The sequence below is a fragment of the Saccharopolyspora elongata genome (assembly GCF_004348985.1).
GTDB lineage: Bacteria > Actinomycetota > Actinomycetes > Mycobacteriales > Pseudonocardiaceae > Saccharopolyspora > Saccharopolyspora elongata.
On the sequence record NZ_SMKW01000190.1, the window covers coordinates 1 to 3,170 of the forward strand.

Consider the following 3,170-nt stretch of genomic DNA (forward strand, 5'->3'; position numbering starts at 1 on the left):
TCGTCGAGCGCACAATCGCCTGGTACCACGGCATGCGACGCCTCCGCATCCGCTGGGAACGCCGCGACGACATCCACGAAGCGTTCCTCGGCCTGGCCACCTGCATCATCTGCTACCGACACATCAAGACCCTTTGTTAGGAACCCTTAGTTTCTCCTGATGCCGTGCCCGGGTCGTGGGGTCGGTGAGCAAGTCGGGCAGCTTCGCCAGAGTCGGTGCCTCCGAGACAGCCCGTAGCGACAGGCACCCTGCCCGCAGAATGTCCTCGGTACGTGGGCCCCACGCTGACGAGAACACCCGGGAGAACACCGACACGAGGTTGTCGACGGCGGCTTCTTTCGGCCCTTCCAGCGGGTTGAGGCAGGGCACTGGGCCTCGGGTGTCGGCGTCGAAGAGCACGACCTTCTCGGCGGCGTGCTCAGGGAGCCGTTGCAGCACGTCGGTGATGAGGTCGCCTTTGGGATCGATGACCACTGCGCCGCGGCCGTGTTCGGCGTCGGCGAGGATCATCCGCGCCAGAATCGTCGACTTCCCGCTGCCGGTGGCGCCAAGGACGTGGAGGTGATGGCGAGCGTCGGAGACTTGCAGGCCGACTGGGCGGGCGTGGCCGGTGTCGGAGATCCCGACGGGGCGGATGAGCTCGCCTTCGGTGGGCGTGTTCGGCGGAGGAGGCACGGCCTTCGCCCCGGCGCGGGCCAAGCCGGGCAGCCCCTCGTCGGTGGGTAGATGCGCCACGGCAGCCAGTTCGGGAATCGAGAGCAGGTCACCGCGGCGCAATCGACGTTGAGCCATCGCCGTCAATGGGGCACCCAGCCGGCGGCGCCGGTAGTGATTGTGTTCGGTGAAAACGGAGAATGCGCTGGCGATCGCGTGCGCCTTGCCTCGGAGTTGCTGGCGGCGTCGAGCGACCTGCTCCGCGGGCATGTCGGTGGGCACGGTGGTCGCGACCGCGTACCGAATGATGGTTTCCCACTGGGATCCGCGCTGCTTGGACACGATGGCGCGGTTCTGAGCGTTGAACTCCAGCGAGGTCTGCGGATCAAGCTTCGGCAACCCAGCCTGATTCTTCGCGCTGGGGGTAGGTCCGGGCGTGATCACATCGAGAATCAGGCCCACCATCCGCGTGGACCGCCCGGCATCGAGGTGCCGGGCGGCTCGCCGCGCACGCTTGACCCGACGTCCGGTGACCGGGCGCGCGAGGACTTGCACACAGGCGACCTCGTGCACCCCGAGGCCCACCGGTGCGCCGAGCAGTGCCCGGATCGGATCGGTGTCGAACTCCGAGCGGATCGGCAACGCTTCCGACCGGGCCAGGCGCAGCACGCCCCCCGTGGCCAGATGGCGGTGCCGATCGGTAGGCTCTGGCAGCGGTGAGCTGGCGGGCGCACTGCGGGTGTGCGCACCGGGCCAGGCTGCCTCGATAGCACGCTCGACCATTCCGGGAGGGACCGTGCCCGGCACCCACAACCGGATCTGGAGCCCGTCGTGATCGAAGACAAACTCCCAGGCCAGCTGCGGCTGCCCGCGCATCAGGCGCTGTAGCTTCGGACGCAGCAGTCCCACCAGGTTCGACCACACCGCTTGTGCCCCGCCCGGGTCGACGGTCGGCGGTGCCAGGATCGTCACCACCCGGGCCCTCTCATGCAGCGCGTCCTGGCACCGGAGAAACCGCCACCGATGCAGAATCCACGATCCGACCACCACGACAAGCAGTGCCGGCAACGCGACGAAACCCCATGAACGGACCCACGACCATACCGTGGTGAGGAGCGCCTGGATCAGGCCCCACGGATCGGTCATTAACTCGCCGACCAGACTGTCCACAACCGAGCGTCGCAATATCATGATGTCGTCTCTTCCCCGAAGAAGTGAGCTCGTACACGAGTGCGGGTCAGGCCACCTTCGATCCCGTTTCAGGCGGCATTCGAAGGCGCGCGGATCGCACGCTGGTGATCGCCTGCACCCGCGCGGTGTGGCGGGTGTGGCGTTCGGCGTCGACCTCGGCTTGCCATTCGGAGAACCGGCGGCCCTGCAAGCGACGCAGGAAATGCGGGATACGGTTGGCCGGCACTCCCACTAGCTTGGGGCCGAGCACAGCCAGCAGGTCCGAGGCGTCCTGCGACGACCATCCTGCGGCTTCGATGGACGCTTCGTCGGGGAACACGTCGGCCACGCGGTCGGAGGCGGTCAGTTCGGTGTCCTGTGTGCCGCCGTAGGAGTACACCCACAGGAAGTTCGCAGGCGGGTCAGGTTCGACGAGCGCTCTGAAGCGACAAATTTCCCTGGTATAGCAGTAGAAATTCACCCCTGTTCGCTGGCGCATGATGCGCAGCCACGACGCCAGGTATTCGTCGGAAAAGAAGTCGCCGGAATCGTGAATCCGGACCCAGCCGCCGCCGAACCGGGCCGCTGCAAGCTCGCCGAGCATGGCCTGCTCCCAGCCGGGCAGGTCATCGAGAACGAACTGCAGGTTCGCGTGGTGCTTGGCTCGCACGACCGGCCACAGGTAGGTGCCGTGACGGGCGTAGCAGACCTCTCGGCACACACCTGCCGACGGACAGGTGTTGTAGGTACGTCCGTCGGGCAATCTTCCCGCCCAGGCGGGCAAAGTCCAGTTCCACGCTCCGATGGAACGCATTTCTCTGTTCTGGGTAAGCAATCGCCTCGGACTAACAGGAGATGGCTTTGCAGAGCTCGAAGAGTGAGCTGGTTCGATAGAAGGCATAGGAGTACCTCTGCAGGAAGGAAAGGCAAGGACAGAACGTGGGGTGACGGAACTGCCATCCGATGCGTTGCCGAGGGGCGGTGTTGGTGGTGGGCTATGCGGGGTCGTCGCCGGGTTCGGGGTCGTTCGCCGCTTCGTGAGTCGTGATCTGTGTGACCTCATGGCGGTGTTGACGCTGACGGCGGTAGTGATCGAGGTTGATGACCGTGGTGGCCACGCCATCGGTGTGCACTGTGATCAGCTGGGCATACTCGAGGCTGTGGCGAGGACAGGCGCGGCCTGTGTAAAGCCGGATCAGTCCGCGAATGCCGCGCACGGCTAGTAGTGCTTTGTTAACTCGTGTTGTTGAAGGGGTGCTTGCAGATGTGGCATGCGCCGGCCATGACGACGAGGAGTCGTTGCAGTTCGCGGAGAACGGCGTAGATGGTCAGGCCGGCGCATCCGC

General features: G+C 65.7%; 3 protein-coding genes and 1 pseudogene. 1 reads left to right on the plus strand and 3 read right to left on the minus strand.

Annotated elements, in window-relative coordinates; all coding sequences use genetic code 11:
- Positions 1 to 140 (plus strand): annotated as a pseudogene (locus E1288_RS49675) (IS5/IS1182 family transposase); the annotation flags it as partial.
- Here E1288_RS49675 and E1288_RS46105 read toward each other — a convergent pair.
- The 3 genes from E1288_RS46105 to E1288_RS46115 all read right to left on the minus strand — a co-directional run bounded on the left by E1288_RS46105 (position 124) and on the right by E1288_RS46115 (position 3,041).
- Complete coding sequence (locus E1288_RS46105) at positions 124 to 1,845, minus strand: type IV secretory system conjugative DNA transfer family protein (protein ID WP_235884305.1); 1,722 nt, start codon at positions 1,843 to 1,845, stop codon at positions 124 to 126. The pseudogene E1288_RS49675 and the gene E1288_RS46105 sit on opposite strands and share 17 nt — an antisense overlap.
- 46 nt (positions 1,846 to 1,891) lie before the next feature.
- On the minus strand, positions 1,892 to 2,725 hold the full coding sequence (locus E1288_RS46110) for a GP88 family protein (protein ID WP_165968639.1): 834 nt from the start codon (positions 2,723 to 2,725) through the stop codon (positions 1,892 to 1,894).
- A 94-nt stretch (positions 2,726 to 2,819) separates the two neighbouring features.
- Positions 2,820 to 3,041 (minus strand): hypothetical protein, encoded by a 222-nt coding sequence (locus E1288_RS46115; RefSeq protein ID WP_132495641.1) that lies wholly within the window; start codon positions 3,039 to 3,041, stop codon positions 2,820 to 2,822.
- Between the last annotated feature and the right edge of the window lie 129 nt (positions 3,042 to 3,170).

Excerpts from the sequence above, each read along its gene's own strand:
- E1288_RS46110 (WP_165968639.1), bottom strand. The coding sequence starts at position 2,725 with ATGCCTTCTATCGAACCAGCTCACTCTTCGAGCTCTGCAAAGCCATCT.
- E1288_RS46105 (WP_235884305.1), bottom strand. The coding sequence starts at position 1,845 with ATGATATTGCGACGCTCGGTTGTGGACAGTCTGGTCGGCGAGTTAATG.